The 21,306-nt window shown below is 73.1% G+C and carries 19 protein-coding genes; 8 read left to right on the top strand and 11 right to left on the bottom strand.

From position 1 onward, the window contains the following. The first annotated feature begins 18 nt into the window (after positions 1–18). The 4 genes from ACH47X_RS01205 to ACH47X_RS01190 are packed head-to-tail and all read left to right on the top strand — an operon-like array spanning position 19 to position 5,407. Positions 19–954, top strand: a complete 936-nt coding sequence (locus ACH47X_RS01205; RefSeq protein WP_397400626.1) for a carbohydrate ABC transporter permease — start codon at positions 19–21, stop codon at positions 952–954. 42 nt (positions 955–996) lie between these two features. After that, positions 997–1,860, top strand: a complete 864-nt coding sequence (locus ACH47X_RS01200) for a carbohydrate ABC transporter permease (protein ID WP_051433073.1) — start codon at positions 997–999, stop codon at positions 1,858–1,860. Then, a complete protein-coding gene (locus ACH47X_RS01195; RefSeq protein WP_397400623.1) occupies positions 1,857–4,124 on the top strand; it encodes a glycoside hydrolase family 3 N-terminal domain-containing protein in 2,268 nt (755 codons plus the stop codon). Before ACH47X_RS01200 ends, ACH47X_RS01195 begins: the two co-directional genes overlap by 4 nt. Further along, the gene (locus ACH47X_RS01190) at positions 4,121–5,407 is read left to right on the top strand and encodes a glycoside hydrolase family 125 protein (RefSeq protein WP_397400621.1); all 1,287 of its coding nucleotides are present in this window, start codon (positions 4,121–4,123) and stop codon (positions 5,405–5,407) included. Before ACH47X_RS01195 ends, ACH47X_RS01190 begins: the two co-directional genes overlap by 4 nt. Position 5,408: 1 nt before the next feature. Here the strand turns inward: ACH47X_RS01190 and ACH47X_RS01185 are convergent, their stop codons facing one another. Both ACH47X_RS01185 and ACH47X_RS01180 read right to left on the bottom strand, forming a co-directional pair. Further along, the gene (locus tag ACH47X_RS01185) at positions 5,409–7,070 is read right to left on the bottom strand and encodes a helix-turn-helix transcriptional regulator (protein WP_397400619.1); all 1,662 of its coding nucleotides are present in this window, start codon (positions 7,068–7,070) and stop codon (positions 5,409–5,411) included. Positions 7,071–7,433: 363 nt separating this feature from the next. After that, a complete protein-coding gene (locus tag ACH47X_RS01180; RefSeq protein ID WP_397400617.1) occupies positions 7,434–10,247 on the bottom strand; it encodes a DUF7507 domain-containing protein in 2,814 nt (937 codons plus the stop codon). Between the two features lie 372 nt (positions 10,248–10,619). Here ACH47X_RS01180 and ACH47X_RS01175 point away from each other — a divergent pair, with 372 nt between their 5' ends. After that, entirely contained in the window at positions 10,620–12,356 is a 1,737-nt protein-coding gene (locus ACH47X_RS01175; RefSeq protein WP_397400615.1) for a M15 family metallopeptidase, read from the top strand. A 10-nt stretch (positions 12,357–12,366) separates the two neighbouring features. Here ACH47X_RS01175 and ACH47X_RS01170 read toward each other — a convergent pair whose 3' ends face one another. Together ACH47X_RS01170 and ACH47X_RS01165 are read right to left on the bottom strand one after the other, a co-directional pair. Next, positions 12,367–12,771, bottom strand: a complete 405-nt coding sequence (locus tag ACH47X_RS01170; protein WP_397400613.1) for a pilus assembly protein CpaE — start codon at positions 12,769–12,771, stop codon at positions 12,367–12,369. Between the two features lie 19 nt (positions 12,772–12,790). Next, entirely contained in the window at positions 12,791–13,180 is a 390-nt protein-coding gene (locus ACH47X_RS01165) for a VOC family protein (RefSeq protein ID WP_036964843.1), read from the bottom strand. A 178-nt stretch (positions 13,181–13,358) separates the two neighbouring features. Between ACH47X_RS01165 and ACH47X_RS01160 the strand changes: the two genes are divergently transcribed. Continuing rightward, positions 13,359–13,580: a hypothetical protein gene (locus ACH47X_RS01160; protein ID WP_026366172.1), complete on the top strand. Its 222-nt coding sequence runs from the start codon at positions 13,359–13,361 to the stop codon at positions 13,578–13,580. A 103-nt stretch (positions 13,581–13,683) separates the two neighbouring features. Beyond that, entirely contained in the window at positions 13,684–14,076 is a 393-nt protein-coding gene (locus ACH47X_RS01155; protein ID WP_397400610.1) for a BlaI/MecI/CopY family transcriptional regulator, read from the top strand. A gap of 12 nt (positions 14,077–14,088) precedes the next feature. On the opposite strand, the gene ACH47X_RS01150 is transcribed toward ACH47X_RS01155, so the two are convergent. From ACH47X_RS01150 to ACH47X_RS01120, 7 genes are all read right to left on the bottom strand, one after another. Beyond that, the gene (locus ACH47X_RS01150; RefSeq protein WP_397400608.1) at positions 14,089–14,700 is read right to left on the bottom strand and encodes a DUF5134 domain-containing protein; all 612 of its coding nucleotides are present in this window, start codon (positions 14,698–14,700) and stop codon (positions 14,089–14,091) included. 115 nt (positions 14,701–14,815) lie between these two features. Beyond that, positions 14,816–16,288 carry a PepSY-associated TM helix domain-containing protein gene (locus ACH47X_RS01145; protein ID WP_397400606.1) on the bottom strand — a complete coding sequence of 491 codons (1,473 nt, stop codon included), beginning with the start codon at positions 16,286–16,288 and terminating at the stop codon, positions 14,816–14,818. A gap of 13 nt (positions 16,289–16,301) precedes the next feature. Further along, positions 16,302–17,525 (bottom strand): Dyp-type peroxidase, encoded by a 1,224-nt coding sequence (locus ACH47X_RS01140; protein ID WP_397400604.1) that lies wholly within the window; start codon positions 17,523–17,525, stop codon positions 16,302–16,304. Further along, positions 17,512–18,024 carry a copper chaperone PCu(A)C gene (locus ACH47X_RS01135; protein ID WP_397400602.1) on the bottom strand — a complete coding sequence of 171 codons (513 nt, stop codon included), beginning with the start codon at positions 18,022–18,024 and terminating at the stop codon, positions 17,512–17,514. Before ACH47X_RS01135 ends, ACH47X_RS01140 begins: the two co-directional genes overlap by 14 nt. A gap of 11 nt (positions 18,025–18,035) precedes the next feature. Next, positions 18,036–18,659, bottom strand: coding sequence for a copper resistance protein CopC (locus ACH47X_RS01130; RefSeq protein WP_397400600.1), 624 nt, complete (start codon positions 18,657–18,659; stop codon positions 18,036–18,038). A gap of 87 nt (positions 18,660–18,746) precedes the next feature. After that, positions 18,747–19,385, bottom strand: coding sequence for a hypothetical protein (locus ACH47X_RS01125; RefSeq protein WP_397400598.1), 639 nt, complete (start codon positions 19,383–19,385; stop codon positions 18,747–18,749). 191 nt (positions 19,386–19,576) lie between these two features. Then, the gene (locus ACH47X_RS01120; protein WP_397400595.1) at positions 19,577–20,188 is read right to left on the bottom strand and encodes a TetR/AcrR family transcriptional regulator; all 612 of its coding nucleotides are present in this window, start codon (positions 20,186–20,188) and stop codon (positions 19,577–19,579) included. Between the two features lie 147 nt (positions 20,189–20,335). On the opposite strand from ACH47X_RS01120, the gene ACH47X_RS01115 reads away from it, so the two are divergent. Then, positions 20,336–21,193, top strand: a complete 858-nt coding sequence (locus tag ACH47X_RS01115; RefSeq protein WP_397400593.1) for an alpha/beta hydrolase — start codon at positions 20,336–20,338, stop codon at positions 21,191–21,193. Positions 21,194–21,306: the final 113 nt, after the last annotated feature.

Raw genomic sequence — 21,306 nt, 5'->3', positions numbered from 1 at the left:
CTGGGAAAGGACCCACCCATGACCGCCCTGATCGACGCCGGCCGCCCCAACGCCGTCGGCGACGGCACGACCGCCGCCCCCCGCACCCGCCGCCGCGGGACCCTCCGCGACCGGTTCCCCGGTCTCGCCCTGCCCGCACTGATCTGGTACGCGGTGTTCATGATCGGCCCCGTGGTCGCGATGTTCGTCATCGCGTTCCTCTCGTGGCCGGGCATGCTCACGACGCCCACCCCGGCGGGCCTCGACAACTTCGCCCGCGTCTTCTCCGACGAGACGTTCTGGACGGCGACCGCGAACTCCGCGATCCAGATCGTCGTGGGCCTGCCGATCACGATCGGCCTCGCGTTCCTCCTCGCGTTCTACGTGGTGCAGAAGCCGCGGGGCCACCGCGTGCTGCGGTACCTGCTGTTCATCCCCGCGCTCATCTCCGCGCCCGCCACGGCGATGGTCTTCTACGCGATGCTCAACCCGGACGGCCTGGTCAACGGGTTCCTGCGGCCGCTCGGCCTGCAGGGCAACGAGTGGCTCGCCGACCCGACCACGGCGCTCGGCGCCATCATCGCCGTCGAGCTGTGGAGCGGCATCGGCTACTCCGCGGTGCTCATCGCGTCGCGGCTCGACGGCGTCGAGACCGAGATCGTGCAGGCCGCCCGCCTGGACGGCGCGAACGACTGGCGGCTGGCGTGGCGCATGTACTGGCCCATCGCACGAGACTTCATCGGCGTCGTCGCGATGCTCCAGTTCCTGTCCATGCTGTTCAACTCGGCGCAGACCGTGCTGCTGCTCACGCAGGGCGGCCCCGAGAACGCGACCACGACGCTCGCGTACCTCATCTACCGCAAGGCGTTCGTCGAGACCGACCTGGGCTACAGCCAGGCCGTCGGCGTCGTCCTCTTCGTGATCGGGCTGCTCGGGATGTGGGCGATCCGCCGCACGCTCCGCGCCACCCACTGATCCCCGCCCGATCTGCCTCCCGAACCTGCCCTGGAGACCCTCATGGCTCAGCGCGCCGCAGTCGCCCGTCGACTCCCCCTGCGCGACCGCATCGGCTCGATCACGAGCGGCACGCTCGCGTGGATCTACGCCGCACTGCTGGTCATCCCCTTCTACTACTTCATCGTTTCCTCCTTCAAGACGAACGAGGAGATCTTCGAGTCCCCGCTGGCGTGGCCGACGACGTTCGACCTCTCCAACTTCACGACGGCGATCCAGCAGGCCGACCTCGGTCTCGCCGTCGCGAACTCCGCGCTCACCACGGTCGCCGCGCTGGTGCTGACCCTGCTGCTCGCGCTGCCGGCGTCGTTCGCGCTGGCGCGGGCTCGCGGCCGCGCCGGCAAGATCGTCGAGAGCGTCTTCGCCCTCGGGTTCCTCATCCCGTCGTTCGCGGCGCTGTTCCCGACGTTCCTGCTGGCCGCCGCGCTCGGCCTGTTCCACACCCGCACGTTCGTGGTGTTCCTGCTGCCGGCGACGGCGCTGCCGCTCTCGATCGTCATCCTCACGTCGTTCATGCGCACCATCCCGCGTGAGCTGGAGGAGGCCGCCTCGATGGACGGCGCGTCCTCGCTCCAGGTGCTGCGGCAGGTCTACCTGCCCATCTGCGTGCCGGGCATCGCGACGGTGCTGCTGCTCAACTTCCTGTCGTTCTGGAACGCGTACCTGTACCCGCTGATCCTGATCGGCCCGGACACCGCGCAGCGCACCATCCAGGTGGCCCTGCCGACCCTCAAGGTCGACGCCGGCACCGACTACGGCGTGCTGATGGCCGGCACCCTGTTCACACTGTTGCCCGTGTACCTCGTCTACACCGTGCTCCAGCGCCAGATGCAGCGCGCGCTGCTGTCGGGGGCGGTCAAGGGATGAGCGACCCGCGCACGAGGGCGGCCACGCTCCCGCTCGCCACCCGCATCGGCCAGGTCAACCAGCGCCTCAAGGGCTGGGAGGCGGTGCGGTGGGTCGACGGCGCTCCTCGCGTCACCGACGTGCTGCGGCGCGAGGTGGACCGCTGGGGCGGGCTCGGGGCGCTGTACGGCGTGCTCCGCGCCGACCCCTGGTCCGCGGTGCGCTGGGACAACGGCATCCCGCCCGAGCGCAGTGCCGAGGCCTACGCCGCGGTGCAGGACCACGTGAACACCCACGGCGACGGCATCCCGGTGCTGTTCGTCGAGGAGGCGCCGCACGGCCTGATGGCGCTCGGCGGCACCACGCTGCCCGTGAACCTCGCGCTCGGCGCCGGCATGGACGCCGACCTGACCGAGGAGCTGGCGGCCGCCGTCGCCGCCGAGGCCCGGGCGCGCGGCACGCACGTCGCGCTCGTCTCAGGGCTCGACGTGCTGCGCGACCCGCGCTGGGGACGTGCCGAGGAGTGCTTCTCGGAGGACCCGGCCCTCGCCGCCCTGCTGGTCGAGGCCACGGTGCGCGGCATGCAGGGCACCGCCTCGCCCGCCGACCCGATCGACGGCGCGCACGTCGCCGTCGTCGCGAAGCACCTCGCCGGGCAGGGCGCCGGGATCGGCGGACGCAACGGCTCGGGTGCGCCCGTCGGCCGCCGCGAGCTGGGCGAGATCCACCTGCGCCCCGCGTACGCCGCCGCCCGCGCGGGCGTCGCCGGATTCATGGCCGCGTACAACGACGTCGACGGCGTGCCGTGCAGCGCCAACGAGGAGCTGCTCACCGGCACCCTGCGCGAGCAGTGGGGCTGGGACGGCGTCGTCATGGCCGACGGCACCGCGATCGACCGGCTCCGTGACAGCTCGCCCGACCCCGCCTTCGCCGCCGCGCTCGCCCTGCGCGCCGGCGTGGACCTCAGCCTCTGGGACGAGGCGTTCACGCACCTGGAGGCCGCGATCGAGCGGGGCCTGGTCGACGAGGCCGTCCTGGACCGCGCCGCCGACCGGGTGCTGGCCCTCAAGCGCCGCCTCGGCCTGTTCGGCGACCAGGTGCCGGGCGTCCCGGTCGAGCGCGACGTCGTCGCCCTCGTCGAGCGGGCCGCGCGCCGGTCCGTCGTGCTGGTGGACGACGGCGGCGTGCTGCCGCTGCGTCCCGGCCAGACCCTCGCCGTCGTCGGGCCGAACGCGGACGACCTGGACGCACAGCTCGGCGACTACACACCGCCGCGCCCAGCCCCCGACCCCGTCGCCTCGACGGTCCGGTCGGCGCTGGCCGCGCGGTTCGGTGCCGACCGGGTGCGGCACGCCCCGGGCAGCCGCCTGCGTGGCCCGCTGGACGACCCGGCCGCGCTCGACGCTGTGCGGGCCGCCGCCGACGGCGCCGACGTGTGCGTGGTGGTGCTCGGCGGGACCAGCCGCCGCACGTACGACGACGAGTTCGCCGACAACGGTGCCGTCGACGGCCCCGCGCTCGACACGACCAACGGCGAGGGCGTGGACCTGTCCTCGGTCGCGCTCCCCCAGGCGCAGCTCGACGTGGTCCGGGCGGCGCGCGCCGGCGGCACGCCCGTCGTCGGCGTCGTGCTGGACGGGCGTCCGCGGGCCCTGACCGAGCTGCGCACGCTGGTCGACGCGCTGCTGGTGGTCCCGTTCCCCGGCCCGACCGGCGGCGAGGCGATCGCGGCCGCGCTCTGCGACGGCACGGCGTCCGGCCGCCTGCCCGCGACCTTCCCGGCCGCGGACGGCGTCATGCCCGTGGCGCACGACGAGCGCATGGAGACGGCGCGCGGCTACGTGGACACGGACGTGCTGCGCAGGCTGCCGCTGGGGACCGCGCACCTGCCCGGGGTCAGCCTGCGCCTGGGCGGCGAGGCGGTCTCCGTCGCGGCGTCCGCGCTGGCCTCTGGTGGCGCGGTACACCTGGCCGTCGAGGTCACGAACGAGGGCCAGGCCGAGGTCTCGCTGCCCGTCCCGGTGTACGGCCGGCGCCACGAACCCGGCGTCCGGCCGCGACGGCGCCAGCTCCTCGCCGTACGGCGGGCCACCGTCGCTCCCGGCGCCACCACGCAGGTCGCCTTCGAGCTCGGCCTGGACGAGCTCGGGTCCTGGGCCACCGGCGCGCCGGAGGCGGCGCCGGTCACGCTCAGCGTGTGGTGCACGCCGGAACCGGACCCGCCCGCCCATGCCCTACCGGTCCGCGTGACCGACCAGAACGGAGCCACCCCATGGGAGCGATGACACGAACCCAGCTCGACCCCGCGATCACGGCGGTCCTGACCGACGCCGCCGAGCGGGTGCGCGCCACCTCCGGCGCGCGCGTGGGTGACATGGTCGAGGCTGCGCTGCTGCGCACCCTGACCGACACCGTGACCATGGGCGACGACGGCACCGCGTTCGTCATCACCGGCGACATCCCGGCCATGTGGATGCGGGACTCCACCACGCAGCTCACGCCGTACCTGCGGTTCCTCGGCTCGTGCCCGCCGCTGGCCGACCTCGTCGCGGCCGTGGTGCGGCGTCAGCTCGCGAGCCTGGACCACGACCCGTACGCGAACGCCTTCAACGACGGTCCGACGGGCGCGCACTACGACCCGGACGACGTCTGCGACGACCCGCACGTCTGGGAGCAGAAGTACGAGATCGACAGCCTGGCCTACCCGGTCACGCTCGCGCACACGCTCTGGCGGACCACGGGCCGCACCGACGTGTTCGACGAGCGCGCCCACCGGGTGCTGACCACGATCGTGGCGCAGCTCCGCACCGAGCAGGACCACGACGCCTCGCCCTACCGGTTCGAGCGGAAGACCGACATCCCGACCGAGACGCTTGCGCGCGGGGGCCGGGGCACCGCCGTCGGGCGCACGGGCATGACGTGGAGCGGGTTCCGCCCGTCGGACGACGCCTGTACGTACGGTTACAACGTGCCGGCCAACCTGTTCGCGGCGCAGGCGCTGCTCGCCGTGGCGGAGATCGCGGCCGAGGCGCTCGACGACGCCGCCCTGGCCGCCGACGCGCGGGCGCTGTCCGGCGAGCTCGTCGCGGGCGTCGGGGCGTTCGGCGTGGTCGAGGCACCGGACGGCGCGCGCGTCTACGCGTGCGAGGTGGACGGGCTCGGCGCCGCGCTCCTGATGGACGACGCCAACACCCCGTCGCTGCTGTCGCTGCCGCTGAACGCGCCGGACGTGCTCGACGCGGAGGTGTGGCGCGCGACGCGCGAACTGGTGCTCAGCCCCGCCAACCCGTACTACGTGACCGGCACGGCGGCGAGCGGCATCGGCAGCCCGCACACCAGGCCGGGCCGGGTCTGGCCGATCGCGCTGGCCGTCGAGGCGCTCACCGGCACCCCGGAGGACCGGGTGCGGATCCTCGACGTGCTCGCCCGGACGGACGGCGGCACCGGCCGCATGCACGAGTCGTTCGACGCCTCCGACCCGGCCGCGTACTCGCGGCCGTGGTTCTCCTGGGCCGACTCGATGTTCTGCGAGGTCGCGCTGGTGGTCGCGGAGGAGTCCGCCGGCTGAGTCAGCACGCCGTCCGGGGCGTGTCCGGCGGGATCAGGCCGAGCTGGCCCGCCTTCGCGAGGGCGCTGGTGCGGCTGGAGGCGTTGAGCTTGCGGTAGACCTTGCGCACCTGGGTGCGCACGGTGTTGACCGAGACGCCGTGGTCAGCGGCGATACGTACAGCGCTGTCACCCGCGGCCAGCCCGGCCAGCACCGCCCGCTCGCGCCGGGTCAGCAGCACGATCGGGCCCGAGGTGGGGTTCCGCACGTCGTCGAGGGTGCGAGTCATCCCCAGGCTCCGGGGATCGGTGCCGGTCCGGCGGCACAGCTCCAGCACCTCGTCCCGCGGGAACAGCGCGAACGGCGCGAGCAGCCCCTGCCGGCCGAGCTCGACGGCGTGCAGGAACCGCGCCCGCGCCTCGTCGGGCTCACCGGAGCGCAGGTGCACCACGGCGATGACGAGCTGGAGCTCCAGGGCGTCGCGCGGGGTCACCCCGGCGTCGCGCATCGCCCGCCCGGCGACCGTCAGCGCGCCGTCGGAGTCGCCGGCCAGCAACCGGACCCGGGCCGCGGCCGGCAGCAGCCGGCCGGCGGCCGTCGCGGCCTCGGCCAGCGCCACCACGCGGTTGCCCTCGCCGGTCGCGGCAAGCAGGTCGGCGTGCGCCCGCAGCAGCACCGGGTGCGCGTCCGGGCCGGGCCGAGCGCCCATCCCGTGCGCGAAGCAGGCCGCGTCGAGGCCCAGCAGCCCGTTCACCGGCTCGTCGAAGGCCACCGAGTACGCCGCCCACGCGGCCGCGAGGAACGGCCAGAGGTCGCCCGGGTCCTCCGCGCTGCCCGCCTGGTCCAGGGCCTGCTCCGCGGCGTACGAGTCGAGCCGGTCGATCGCGAGCAGCGCCCGCGCGATGACGGCGCCCAGCAGCAGGTGGTGCTCCAGCCACTCCGGGACCGGCCCGCACTGCCCGATGCGGTCCAGCCAGCTCTCCGCCATCGCGTGGTGCCCGCGCACCGCCGCCAGCAGCGCGAGGTTCGCGCACGCGGACGCGCCCGCGAAGTGCTGGAACGGCGGCGGGCCGGCCTGCTCGTAGGCGCGGCGCAGGTGGCCGATCGCGACGGCGGGCCGCCCGGCCAGCATCGCCGTCACGCCCCGGTTCAGGGCGATCAGGCCCGGCCGGCCCACCCGGCGCTCGGCGCTCCAGGGCAGCGCCCCGGCGTCGTCGGTCCGGAGCAGGTGCTCCTCGACCCAGGCGCCGATGCCCTCCGCGGTGCGGTACTGGCCACGGGTCCGCGCCGCGTGCATCGCGAGCGCGCCCGCGGCGATCATGTCGCCGGGCCGCGTGAACGAGCGCAGTCGCTTGGACAGGCGCACGCCGTGCAGCTCGAACAGGCGCATCGTGGCGCGCAGGTGCGCGTCGTCGCGTGCCTCGGCGAGCTGGTAGGCCAGCACGCCCGCCATGAGCAGCCGCGGACGGCGGGCCGCCATGGTGGCGGGCAGCCGTTCGAGCAGTCCGAGCAGATCCGGGCCGAACCGGGCGGGCAGCTCGAACCACCACACGTCCGCCAGGTCCTCGAGGGTGTCCAGGTCTCCGGAGGCGATGGCGCTCAGCACACCGTGCTTTCCGTGGTCGTCCGCCCGGCCCTGCGTCTCCGGCTCGAGCGGGACGAGCCACTTCAGGTCGTAAGACAAGTTCGTCGCGTCCCATTTCCACCAGGCCGTCGGGCGCACTTTCGTGGCGGGGAACGCGGCCTGGGGCGCCGGCTCGGCCACCCGGTTCGAGACCGGGCGCAGCGAGGGGGCAACTCCGGCGTTTCCCCTGCTCAGGGCGACACCAGTGCTGGTTCGTGAGGAGTGGAGCATCGCTTCGCATGAGGTATGCGACGGCACTATAAACCGTTCCACAAACCCCTGGAAAGGGCTGTCCGGTCCGGCCTGGTATTGCCCGCCGCAAATCAAACAATTGCCCGGAATATCGCGCTGCTCCGTATCGCACGACATTCGGCCGCCGGTGGTTCCTCACCCCGCCCGCGGGCGGGGCGAGGAACCCGGCGGTCAGCTCACCGTGCGGCGCCGCACGACGAACAGGGTCGCGGCACCGGTCAGGAAGAGCAGCGCGGCGAGGCCGGCCGTCCAGCCGAGGTCGGCGCCGGTCGCGGCCAGCGAGCCGCCCGGGCGGTCCGGCTGTGCCGGGGCCGAGGGCACCGGGTCAACCGGGACGTCGACGGTCGACGGCGGCGAGGTGGGCGGCGGGGTGCCGCCCGGCGGGGTGCCGGTGGCCGTGGCCGTGTTGCTCAGCTCACCGGACTCGAGGTCCGCCTCCGTGACCAGGTAGGTCGCGGTGCAGGTCACCGACGCGCCGGGCGCGAGGCGGGCGGCCTCGGCGGGGCAGTCGACCGGCGAGAGCTCGCCCGACCCGGAGAAGTCCGAGTCGTCGACCGTGATGTCGGTCAGGACCACGTTGCCGGTGTTGGTCACCTCGAAGCTGTAGGTGACCTTCTGGCCCACCTTCGTGATCTTGTCCGTGTCGGAGGTCTTGACCACCTCGATGCCGGGCGCAGGGGTGCTCGGGATCTCGATGGTCGACGGCGGCGACTCCGGCGGCGGGGTGTCCCCCGGCGGCGTGCCCGTGGCCGTCGCGGTGTTGGTCAGCCCGGTCGAGTCGAGGTCGGCCTGCGTGACCTCGTAGGTCGCGGTGCAGGTCACCGACGCGCCGGGCGCGAGGCCGGCGGCCTCCGCGGGGCAGTCGACCGCCGACAGCTCACCCGAGCCGGAGAAGTCCGAGTCGTCCACGGTGACGTCGGTCAGCGTGACGTTGCCGGTGTTGGTCACCTCGAAGCTGTAGGTGACCTCCTGGCCCACCTCGCTGATCTCCTCGGTGTCGGAGGTCTTGACCACTTCGATGCCCGGCGCCGGCGGGGTGGGGACCACCACGGTCGACGGCGGCGACTCCGGCGGCGGGGTGTCCCCCGGCGGCGTGCCCGTGGCCGTCGCGGAGTTCGTCACCTCGCCCGAGTCCACGTCCTCCTGCGTGAGCGTGTAGCTCGCGGTGCAGGTCAGCGAGTCACCCGGCGCCAGGACGACGTCGGCGGGGCAGGTCGCGACCGGGGCCTCGCCCGTGCCCGAGAACTCGGTCTCGTCGACCTCGACGTCGCTCAGGGGCACGTTGCCGGTGTTGGTCACCTCGAAGCTGTAGGTGATCTCCTGGCCCACGGTGAACGTCTCCGGGCCTGACGGCGTCGCGGACTTCACGACCTCGATCGCGGGGTCCGGGGCCTCGGTCGGCGTGGTCGTCTCCGAGGGCGGCGAGCCGATCGGGGTGTCGGTGCCGGGCGGGGTGCCCGTGGCGGTCGCCGAGTTGTCGACGGAGCCCGCCTCGACGTCCTCGTCCGTGACCACGTAGGGCTCGTCGGTGGCGCAGGTGACGCTGTCCCCCGGCTCGACCGACGTCGCCTCGCAGGTGATCGCACCCACCTTGGGGTCGTCGATCGCCAGGTCGTCGATCGCGACGTCGCCGGTGTTGGTCACCTCGAACGTGTAGGCGATGGTGTCGCCGGTGTCCGTGATGCCGTTCTCGTTGACGTCGACCGGCTCACCGGCGGTCTTGACGAGCTCCAGGCTCGGGTCGCCGAACGTCACGGTCGAGGGGTCCGGGTAGTCCAGGCCGATCGCCGAGATGTTGTCGGGGCCGTTGGTGTAGCTGCCCGCCTCGTCCGAGGTCACGTTCACCGAGATGGTGCACGAGGCCATGCCGGCGTCCAGGTTGCCGGTGCCCGAGAGCGACGTGGCGCCGGCCTCGGCGGTCACGTCGCCGGCCGGGCAGTCCGTCCCGACGGCGGCCGGGTCGGCGACGACCAGGCCCTCCGGGAGGGTGTCGGTGAACGACCAGCCGTTCTTGGCGGCCAGGTCGTTCGTGTTCGTGATCGTCAGCGTCAGTGTGGAGACGCCGCCGGTCGCGACCGACGTCGGGCTGAACTCCTTGTCGAGCTGGGGTGTCACGTCGAGCACGCGGATGTTGTCGTAGGCGCCGTCGTTGCCCTGGCCGCTGCCGTTCTCGTTGCGCATCACGATGCCGAACGAGCCGCCGGTCACGAGGTTTGAGCCGTCCGCGGGGAAGCGCCCGCCGATCACGACGCGCGGCGTGCCGTCCTGGGCGGGCGCGTTGTACTGCGCGCCACGCGGGTCGGTGCACGGGTCGATCGCGGCGTTGGACACCGCGATCTCCTCACCCGACCCGTCGACCAGGTAGAAGCGCAGCTCCGGGTGGGTCGAGGTGCAGTTCTGCGCGACGGCGTCGACCGAGAACGTGACGAACCGGCCTGCGGTGGGCAGGGTCAGCGGGTCGGCCGTGCGGAACTGGATCTCGTTCGGCGTGGTGTTGCCCGAGGTGTACGACGACGCCGCCGCATTGCTCGCCGGGTCGGTGCCGTTGATGGTGCCGAGCGTGTAGGGCAGGGACATCAGCGAGTTGTACACGCCGATGCCCCCGGCCTCGCCGCCCTGACCGACGCAGTCGCCGACGACACGCGGGCTGCTGTAGTTGACGATGAACCCGTTGCAGGCCGCGCGGTCCACCCAGAACGGGTCCGCCGCATACGTGGTTCCGTCAGCCCCCGTGTAGTCGGTCAGGAGCACGTTCGAGTCCGCGTCCCGGTTCTCGAAGTCCTCGACGAAGAGGACCGTCGGCTCACCGGGCACCCCAGGGTTGCCGGGGGCGGCGACCGCGCTCGGCGTGACCGCCGTCAGCGAGGTGGTGACCAGGCCCGCCCCGACCAGGCTGAGCGCGGCCAGGAGCGCGGGAACCCGTCCGCGGCGCCTCCTGACCGTTCCGCCCCGGGTGGTCCTCGTCGATGACCTTCGTGCGTGCATCTGCATTTCCCCTCGCTCACGGGCCACAGCGGCCCGTATCCAGTACGGCGAGTTCAATGCCATCCCCTCGGCGGCCGATCACCAGTCGGGGATCAAGAAATCACCAACCGAATCACCAACTCACCGGCGTAATTCACCCGCTCGCCGGCGTCTGACGAGGTGACGAGGGGGTGAGCAGTCCGTTCGCCGGGCACGGCCGGACGGGACCAAGACCGTGGTCGGGCCGCGGGGCCGCCGGAGCGGTCACGAAGCCGGGGCGTCGTGGACCCCACCTCGTACACCCTGCCGACTCGTGATATTTCTTTGACTGCCACGCAGGACTTCTTTACCTGTTGAACGACGAACCACCGCACCGAACCGAGGGAGCGACGCGTGCAGGAGCAGGCGAACGAGCTGGTGTCCCCCGACAACCGCCCCGACCGGCGCAGAGTTCTGCGCACCACGTGGGCGGGCGCGATCGCCACGGTGACGGCGGGAGGCCTGCTCTTCGCGGCGGCGCCGACCGTCCCGGGCACGCACCTCGCCGGGGGCGACCGGGAGCAACCGGCTCGGCACCACGGGCTGGTCGAGGCCGCGTCGGCCGCCGGCACGGTGACCATGCCGCGGCACGTGTCGACGGAGCAGATCACGGCGGTCCTGGCGCGCGCCGACGAGCAGGCCCGGCGCGAGGGTCCGGAGCTCAGCCCGGCGGTCGCCCAGGCCGCCGCCGAGCTCGGCATGCTCTACACCACGTACCTCATGCAGGAGCTCGCGTTCGGCGAGGCGAAGGAGGGCCTGCGCATCGCGGACGCGCCGGCCGCACGAACGTCCAGGGACGACGACGCGGGGACGGCCGCCGTCACCGACGACCTCCAGGCCGTGATCACGGTGTCGAACGAGCCGGGGCCGGCAGCAGAACCCGAGGCGGCCGACGAGGAGGCCCGGGACCTGCCCTCCGGTCGGATCACCTATCACCAGGTGGTGCTGGCGGCGGTGCGGCTGGCGAACCTGCTGGACCCGTCGGCGCCCAGCACGCTGGCCGAGGTGGAGGCCACGGTCGAGGACGAGGGGCCGTCGGCGCGCGGGACCGGCCGGGCGAACGGCGACCTCGGCCGCGCCGGGGACCCGCTGCGCGAGAGCCTGCTCGACGTGGTCTCCGCGTTCGGCACCTCGACGGTCGAGTACGCCAACGGCCGCATCCCGGCCGACGTGCTGTGCCCGCTGGACTTCGCGCCGGGCCACTTGCTGCGCTGCGACGCGGCGGAGCGGCTGACGGCGCTGAGCGTGGAGTTCGAGGAGGAGTTCGGGCGCCCGATCCCGATCACGGACTCGTACCGGTCCTACGTGGAGCAGGTGGCCGTGGCCGGCGCCAAGCCACACCTGGCGGCCGTCCCGGGCACGTCCAACCACGGCTGGGGCCTGGCGGTCGACCTGGGCGCGCCGATCTCGGGCGGCTCGTCCCCCGAGTACGTGTGGCTGCGGGTGCACGGCCCGGACTACGGCTGGGACAACCCCTCGTGGGCGCGCCGGGGCGGCGCCAAGCCGGAGCCGTGGCACTTCGAGTTCTTCGCGGCGGGCTCGGTGCCCAACCGCGCGGTCGACCCGTCCGACGTCGACCGGTGGACCAAGGGCGAGAGGGCCGAGGACGACGGCCCGCGCTACGAGGCCGCGGCCGATACCCGGGCGAAGGACCGCCCGACGGCGGAGGAGACGCGCAAGCCGGTGGCCAAGCCCGCCGACGAGCCACGCAAGCCCGGGACGAAGCAGCCGGCCAAGCCCGGCGCCAAGCCGAAGCCGAGCGAACCGGCACCGAAGCCCACGCCGACGCCGAAGCCCTCGCCGAAGCCTACGGACCCGTCGCCGAAGCCCACGCCGTCGCCGTCGCCGTCGGACCCGGGCACACCCTCGCCGTCGCCGTCGCCGTCGCAGCCGGCACCGAGCCCGACGCCGACCGAGCCGGCACCGAGCCCTGCGCCGACCGAGCCGGAGCCGAGCGAGCCGGCGCCGTCACCCAGCGAGCCCGAGGCTCCGCCGAGCTCGACACCGGAGCCGTCGTCCAGCCCCTCGGCCACGCAGGAGTCCCTGCTGGGGCCGGCCGAGGATCTGGGACTGGCCGACGACCAGGGGTGAGCGACCCTGGTCAGCGGCTGAGCTCGACGAGCGCGAGCAGCGCCAGCCCGTAGGCCTCGGCGGGGTCCGGGTCGGCGAAGACCCGGACCTCGCCGAGGAGCTGGGCCTCCACCTCGAAGCCCTCGTCGGTGCGGCGCAGCGCGTGGAAGGCCGAGCGCAGCAGCGTGCGGAGCTGGTCCTCGCGTGGCAGCCAGAGGGCGTCCTCGATCGCGACCGAGTCCAGCGCCCACTCGGTGGTGCCGTTGAAGCCGAGGATCGTGCCCGTCGGGTACTCGTGCGCCTCGATGGTCATCGTGCTCACGGAAAAGACGTCGCTCTCGAGGTCGGGCGCCTGGACCCGGAACTGGTCGCCGTCGACGGGCGTCCAGACCAGGCCGGCGTCGTGCAGCTTCGTGGCCAGCTCGGTGGAGATCATCGAACCATTCTGACCCCGTCTACGGGGCCAGCGTCCGCAGCACGCAGAACTCGTTGCCCTCGGGGTCGGCCATGACCACCCAGCTCTGGTCCGGTCCCTGGCCGACGTCCGCCCTGGTGGCGCCCAGGCCGAGGAGCCGCGTCACCTCGTCCTCGGTGCTGCCGTCGATCGGGCTGACGTCGAGGTGCAGCCGGTTCTTCACGATCTTGCTCTCCGGCACCCGGACGAACACGACCGTGGGCGCCATCTGCCGGTCCCGGACCTCCTCGACGGTCGGCTCCCAGGAGCCGATCTCGACCTTGCCCTCGCTGCGGTCGATCACGGCGAAGCCCAGGACCTCGCCCCAGAACCCGGCGAGCAGCTCGGGGTCGTGGCAGTCGACGGCGAGCTCGGTGAACCTGCTGGTCATGACTCTCCCTGGTGGTGCGGATCGGTGAAGGCGCCCGCGGTGGCCGCGGCGACGAGCAGGCTACGCGCATCGGGCCGGTCCACACCCAGATCTTGACGTGTTGTAGAGATAGGGCGACCCTCGTAGAGGGCATCCAGCACGCGCCCGAGTCCCGTCCGTTCCAACAGAGGAGAAAGCGATGAGCGACAACTCTCAGCTGCTTCATGTGGCGACGTTCTGCGGCAAGTGCGACTGCGGCTGCCCGGAGCTGTTCGTCGACCCGACCGCAGAACCGCTGAAGCAGATCGTGATCACCGACGACTTCGGCCAGCGCATCCAGATGAGCCACGACCAGCTCGCGGACCTGGTGGAGCAGGCCCGCAGCGGCGCGCTGGACGCGGCGGCGCTCCAGCCGGCCTGACGGTTCAGGTGGTTCCGTCCGGTATTCCGGACGGCGGCAAAGGTGGCTGTCCACTTCCCGGTGGGCGGCCACCTTTGCAGTATGGTCCTGCCAGGAGGGCACTATGTCAGGCAGGACTCGCGCACGTGGACAGCTCGAGGCGGAGGTCATGCGCATCCTCTGGGACCACGAGGACGCGATAGGGGCACGAGCGATCCAGGAGAGGTTCGGGAACGAGCACGTCCCGGCCTACACCACGCTCCTGACGGTGCTCGACCGGCTGGAGAAGAAGGGCGAGGTGGTCCGCATCGCGGCCTCTCCCCGGAAGGTCCGGTTCCGGCCCACCCGGTCCGACGGCGAGCGTGCCGGCGCCGCGATGCTCTCTGTGCTGGAGGGCACGGGCGACCGCGAGGAAGCCCTGCTCCGCTTCGCCGACCACCTGACGGCACGGGACGCCGAGATGCTCCAGCGCGCGCTGCGTCCCAAGCCCAGCCCGGGACGCCGCCGCGCGGGCTGAGCCTTTTGCCCGTCAGCCGACGAGCATCAGCCCGCACGCCGCGGCCATGCCGAGGCCCATCAGCGCGCCTGCGAGCAGGTCCGCCCCGGCGCGACCCGGCGCGTCGCGCTCGCGCCGGTACCGGACCAGGTCGACCAGGAACAGCAGCCCACCGGCCGCGAGCGCCACGACCAGCACCGCCCCGCCGACGAGCGTGAAGGGGTCAGGTGGCGCGGGGGCGGCGGCATGGGCGGAGTGGGCCGCGCCGGCGGCGATCCCGATGCCGCCGGTGTGCCGCACCATCACCGCGAGCATCCACACCATCGCGATCATCATCACGGCGTTCGTCGTCTGGCAGCGGGAGCTCCGGTAACGGCTGGCAACCCGCACGTCCAGCGCGAACCACCCCGCCGCCCCGGCGAAGAACGCCGCCCCCGCGGCGAAGAAGGCGACCTGGGGCAGTGTGGGCAGCCGGCCCCACCAGGGCCAGACCATGGCGACCATCATCAGGTTCATACCGAAGTGGAACAGGTGGCCCGTTCCGGCGAAGAGATGGCGCGCAGTGACGAACCGCCACAGGGAGTACGCGGTCAGCGCGCCGAAGAGGGCCGTCGTGGCCCATTGCGCGGCCGGGTCCGACGTCACTGGCGCCCCCGCGTCCCGAGAAGTTACAGCGACCGGACAGCAGTCGACATTACCACATCATGTAGAGATGTTGGTGGGTTCCCGGGACGGGGGGTGGCTCCAGCCGGGTTCGAGCTCAGGGCGTGGCGCTGACCTCCGTCCGGGCGCTGCGGGCCTGGACGAGCCCCACGATCACGTCCACCAGGACGAACGCCACCAGGGTGTAGCCGACCAGCGGCAGGAACGTGCCGACCGTGATCGCCACGGCGGCGACCGCCGCGAGCCCCCACCACGGCGCGCCCTGGAGCGCGCCGCGCACCGGGGCCGGTCCGCCGATCCCGCGCGGCTCGCGGGTGGGGCGGCGCTTCCACCACATCAGGTAGCCGAGCACCACCATCGAACCGATGCCCAGCGCGAGCACGAACAGCACGAGCTGGTTGGCCAGGCCGAACAGCAGGCCCATGTGCAGGTCGATGCCCCAGGTCGTCAGCTTGGCCATGAGCGGGAACTGCGAGAAGTCGGTTCGGTGCACCACCTGCATGGTGGTCCCGTCGACCGCCACGGCGTCGGCCTCGGTCGGCACGTCGCTCTTGTTCTCCTGCACTGTCCACGCCATGCCCGGCTCGGCCGGCGGCTTGATCTCCACCTCGCCGGTGTTGACGTTGATTCCCTGGGCGATGGCGAGCACGCCGTCGAACGTGGCGGGGTTCGCCACCCCGGTCGGGTCCGCCCCCTCCCCCGACGGCGCGGCGCCGTGCCCGGCGTGCTCGTCGCCCGCGGCGGGCGCGTCACCGCCCAGCCGTGTGTCCAGGGCCGGTGTGGTCCAGCCCATGGCGGTGCGCAGCTCCCCGACGTTGCCACCGCCGTGCTGCGACCAGGTGATGCCGGTGGCCGACAGGAACAGCGCGCCCAGCACCACGAACGCACCCACGGCGGTGTGCCAGGACAGCAGCCTGCGGTACCCGGTGGCCCGCCGCTTCGGTCGGGGGACTCCGGCGGCCCGCCGGGAGGCGCGCAGCCGGTTGATCCACAGGATCAGCCCCGCCACGACGACGATGCCGAGCCAGGACGCCGCCAGCTCGCTGTAGAGCCGGCCGGGGTCGCCGAGGTGCAGGCTGCGGTGCAGGTTGGAGATCCAGGTGCGCAGCGGCAGCGAGCCGCTGGACCCGTACACCGTGAGGTCGCCGCGCACCTCGCCGGTGGCGGGGTCCACGAAGATCGCCCGGGACTCGCTGGGCCCGAGCCCGTCCTCGCCGAACATGACCCGGGTGGTGTCGCCGGGTTCGGGTGCGGGTCGGACGGCGGTGAGCACGGCGCCGTCGTCCACCTGGGTCTGGGCGACCTCGATCTGCTCCGCCAGGCTCAGCGAGGTGGTACCGGCCGGGGCGTGCAGCTCCTGGTCGTAGACCACCTGCTCGACGGTCGGGGCGAGCGCGTAGAGGGCGCCGCTGGTGGCGGCGACCAGGATGAACGGCCCCACGAGCAGGCCGGCGTAGAAGTGCAGCCGCCGCAGCAACGGGCCGAACCACGGCGTCCGGCGGACGGGTGGTGGTGACGGGTCGACCTCGGCGGGTAGCTCGGCGGTCGAACCGGTGAGGGTGTCGGTCATGGAGGGCCTGCTTTCAGGTGAGGAGGGATTCGCCGATGAATCCGCCCTCGCGGCACCCGGGTGGGATGGCGAAGACGGCCGAACCGATGGGGACGGTCCATTCGTTGAGCAGGTCGAGCTGGTCCAGGCGGCGCTGGAGCGGGACGAACTGTCTGTCGACGTCCGCCTGGAAGGACACGAAGATCAGGCCGGCGTCGGAGACCTCGGCCCCGGCGCCGCCGTCGTCGTAGTTGTAGGCCCGCCGGAAGATCCGCTCGTCCGGGTTCTCGCTGCGCGCCCGGCGCAGGTGCGAGAACTCGGGGATCACGGGGAAGCCGATGGCGGTGGTGGCCTCGAAGTCGGGCTCGTCGAACTCGTCCGTGCCGGTCAGGGGCGCGCCGCCGGCCAGGTACCGGCCGACGGACTGCTCCCGGCCGCCGCGGTCGAGCCCGTCCCACTTGTCGAGGTTCATGTGGATGCGGCGCACGACCATGCCGGTGCCGCCCGCGAGCCAGCCGCCGGTGGCCCACACCACACGGTCGAAGTCGGCGGTGCCCGGGGCCGGGTTGGTGGTGCCGTCGACCTGGCCGAACAGGTTCCGCATGGTGGTGCCGGGTGCGACGGTGCCGTGCGCGCGCCGGAACCCCTGCTGGGTCCAGCGCACCGAGGCGAAGCTGCGGGTGTCCTTCAGCAGCATGCGCGAGGCGTGGGCGACGGTCAGCGGGTCGTCGGCCGCGACCTGGAGCAGCAGGTCGCCGTCGCCCAGCCCGGGCTCCAGCCGGTCGATGCCGAACTCCGGGAGCGGGCCCAGCCAGTCCGGCCGGGTGCCGCCCGCCCGCTCGACGAACCGCGGGCCGAACCCGAACGTGACGGTGAGCCGGGCCGGGGACGCCGCCAGCTCCGGCTCGGAGTCCGCGAGCGCCGGGGCGCCCTGGGTGAGCCGGGCGGCGTCGTCGGTGAGGATGCGCATCATCCGGGTCAGGTCGGCGCGGTCGGTGGTGTCGTGCAGGTCGAGCGCGACGAAGAACCCGTGCGCCTGGGCCGGGGTGTCGATGCCGGCCTGGTGCTGCCCGTGGAACGGCACGGTCTGCTCGCCGTGCGGGGGCGCCGGGGGCGCCTCCTGGGCGGCGGCGTTCAGGGCGGTGTCGGCGCCGACGGCCGCAGCCGCGCCGACGCCGGCGACAGCTCCCCCGAGGAGGAACTGCCGCCGGGTCGACCCGGACCGAGGGGCGCGTGCGCCGTGGTCAGGAGCGGTCATAGTTCTCGTTCGCCCCGGAGTAGTCCTTGACGGGTGCCGTGAACTCGAAGGTGGAGTCGTCGGAGAACGTGAGCGTGAACGTGACCTCCTCGCCCGCCTCCAGCGGGTGGGCGAGGTCCATCAGCATGATGTGGCTACCCCCGGGTTCGAGGGCCAGCGTCCGCCCGGCGGGGATGACGAACCCGCCGTCGATCTCCCGCATGATCAGCTCGCCGGTCTCGTTCTCCACGGTCTCGTGGAGCTCGAGCATCGGGGAGGCCTCCGTCGTCGCGGAGACGACGGTGACGTCCTGGGCGCCCCCGTTGGTCAGCCCGCCGAACGCGGCGGACATCCCGGAGTCGGCGGCCTTGACCCAGCTGTCGGTGACGGTCACGGCCTCGGCGGCGGGGGCCGCGGCGGCATCGTCGGCCGCGTCCGCGGCGGTGCAGCCGGCCAGGGCCAGCGCGGCCGACAGGACGAGGGCGAGCCGGGCGGTGTTGCGCTTCGTCGGTGTGAACACAGAAGTACCTCTCACTTCGTTCCCGGCGCGTCAGGGGTGTCCCCGTCGTCGCCGGGGCCGCTCGCATCGCTGCGGCGGCGGAGAAAATGGACCAGCGCGAACAGGGCCGCCGCGACGGCGGCCCCGCCCGCACCGACGAGGACGACCCGCCAGGGCCCCTCGTCCTCCTGTGCGGTCTGGTTCTGCGAGCTGTTCGGAGTACCCGCCTCGGTGGCCGGTTCGTCCGGGGGCGTCTCGGGTTCGGACCCCGCCCCCGGCTCCTCGCCGTCCCCGACGGCGAACGGGACGATCCCCGTGATGGGGTGTCCGTCCGAGGACACGACCCGCCAGCGGATCTCGTAGCCGCCGTCCGGCATGTCCGCGTCCAGGGCGGCCGTCACGGTCGCCCCGTCGATCACGGGCGCGTCGGACACCCAGTCGGTGCCGTCGCCGTCGGTGACGACGACGGCGGCTCCCATGTCCAGGACATCGGCGGAGTACGTCAGGGACACCGTGGCCGGTGCCTCCGCCAGCGTCTGGTCGGACGCCGGATCGCTGGAGACCAGCTTGTCGTGGGCGGACGCGGGGGCCGCGGTCGCGAGCATTGCGACGACGGCCACCACCGTCCCGGCCACGAGGGGACGGGTTCGGGGCATGAAGGGACCTCTCCTCGGACGTCAGGAATCGACGTCGGCACAGCACGGAACAGCCCACGGGCACACGTGTGCGCCGTGGGGCAGAGCTCAGACCGCGTGCGGTGCGGGAGGTCCCCTGCGGAGGAGGGGAGTGATCCGCGGCCCCGGGTGGAGCGGGCGGAAGGTCTCGGCGCGCACCCGGGGGCGGGCGGGCGCTACGAAGGTGAGCGTGTGGGCGGCGACGGCCCAGCCGCGCAGGAGCCAGGCGGCCATGCGGCCGCCGAGCTCGCGCAGGCGCCGCAGCAGCAACTCCCCGCGGTGCAGGACGATCACGGTGACCGCCGCCGCGATGCCGTGCCAGAGCCACATCTGCGGACCGCCGTGCATCAGCTCGGCCTGGAGCGGCGCCCCGGACATCGTGAGCGGGGCCATGTCCCCGTGCGCGCCGTGCGTCCCGGGGTTCGCCGCCTGGAGCGTGCCGGCCGGGGTGCCGAGCTGGAACAGCAGGTGGAACAGGAGCTGGCTGGCCGCGACCGAGACCGACAGGCGCGGCAGCGAGAGCCGGCGGGCGACCAGCGCCGTGCAGACGGGCAGCGAGAGCACCCAGGGCACGAGGACGCCGAGCCAGCTCGGGAGGTCCCCGCCGCCGGCGAGGTGGGAGGCGAGGGCCACGAGGGTCGCCGCCGACGCCGCGAGGACGCCGCGCACTCCGCGCGCGGTCCCCCGTCCGGCGTCGGGTGCGTTCATCGGCCTGTTCCCCCTCGTGACAGTCACAAGACGGACGCCAGGATATGGGTCGCCGCGCGCAAAAGGGAAGTCTGGTACTTGCCTTGCAGAGGCCGCTGCCGTGACTTCGGTCGGTTGCACTGAGCTCGGTCCGACGATGGACCGGTCTCAGTGCAACCGACCGATCTCAGGTCCGCCGCGCGGCACAGGCCTCAGCCAGCCGGCTCCAGGCCCGCCGCCTGGCGGGCCGCACTGACGAACGCGACGCGCACGTTGTCCCAGCCGTCGAGGTAGCCGCCCACCAGGGCGGCGTCGCGCAGCAGCACGAGCTGGCCGGCGCGAGTGACGGCGTCGTCGACCCCGGCGTCGGTCAACACCTGCTCGAGCGCGCCGCGGAACCAGGCGCGGTGCTTGTCGACGGCGCGCCGCACGCCGCTGTCGGCGTCCGGGTACTCGGCGGCGGCGTTGATGAAGGGGCAGCCGCGGGTGTGGTGGCGGGCGACGTCCTCGGCGATGCCCTCGATGAGCAGCCCGACCAGCTCGACCGGGTCGTCGGTGGCGGCGCGGGCGCCGTCGAGCGCGGCGCGGAGGTTCGTGTCCTCGACGCCGAGGTACGCCTCGACCAGGTCCTCCTTGCCGGGGAAGTGCCGGTAGAAGGTGGCGCGCGTGACCCCGGCGGCGGCGACGATGCGGTCGACGCCGACCACGTGGATGCCCTCCGCGTAGAACAGCTCGGACGCGGTGCGCAGCAGTCGCTCGCGTGCTTCCGAGGCGCCGTCGGCGGTCTTGCGGGGGGCGCGGGAGGCGGTGGTCCTGGGTGCCATGCCAGTCAGCATAGAACGATCTTTCTCTTTGCGGCTTGACGGCCACCCGGGGCGGGCGTACCTTCTCGGAATAACAGAGAAAGAACGATCGTTCTTCCTGACGACGACGGACCGGGTCCCCGGCCCACCGAGACCGAGGAGCCCGACATGAACGCCAACGCCGACACCACCACCAGCGCCACCCCCGCCCCCGCCAAGCTGCCGATCGTCCTGGTCCACGGCCTCTGGATGACGCCCTCGAGCTGGGACACCTGGGCCGAGCGGTTCCGCGCCGCGGGCCACGAGGTGCTCGTCCCGGGCTGGCCCGGCATCGACGACCGCAGCGTGCAGGACATCCGCTCGAACCCCGCGGCACTGCGCGGCGTCGGCCTCAAGGAGATCGCCGACCACTACGAGCGCATCATCCGCGCGCTGCCGGTCAAGCCGATCATCATGGGCCACTCGTTCGGCGGCGTCATCACCCAGATGCTGGCCGACCGCGGCCTGGGTGCCGCTTACGTGGGCGTCGCGCCCGCGCAGACCGCCGGGATCAGCGTGCTGCCCCTGTCCACGCTGCGCACGGGCCTGCCGATCCTGTCCAACCCGTTCGGCCGAAACGGCGCCAAGCCGCTCTCGAAGAGGCACTTCCACTTCACCTTCGGCAACGACCTGAACCGCGCCGCGTCGGACGCCCTCTGGGAGAAGTCCGCCATCCCGTCCTACAACAGGGTTCTCTTCGAAGGGGTGGCCTCGACCATGGACGAGAAGAACGGCGTGACGCACGTCGACTACGCCCGCGCGGACCGGGCCCCGCTCCTGGTGATCACCGGCAGCATCGACCACGTGGCCCCGCCGGCCATCGGCAGGGCGATCGTGGCCAAGTACACGGGCTCCGGCAGCCCGTCGGTGGTCGAGTACAAGGAGTACGCGGGCCGCACGCACCGGCTCGTCTCCCAGCCCGGCTGGGAGGAGATCGCCGACCACGCCCTCACCTGGGCCACGTCGCACGCCGCTGTCACGGCATGACGGCGGCGGGCGCGCCGTCCCGTCATGCCGTGACGGCGAGGCGGCGGGCGCGCTGCCCTGTCGGCCGGCGAGGCGGCGGGCACGCTGCCCGCCAGCCGACGAACGCGGGCCTG

The sequence above is a fragment of the Promicromonospora kroppenstedtii genome (assembly GCF_044389675.1).
GTDB lineage: Bacteria > Actinomycetota > Actinomycetes > Actinomycetales > Cellulomonadaceae > Promicromonospora > Promicromonospora kroppenstedtii.
The sequence above is the reverse complement of the archived record's forward strand: the minus strand, read 5'-3'. Positions and strand labels throughout refer to the sequence as shown.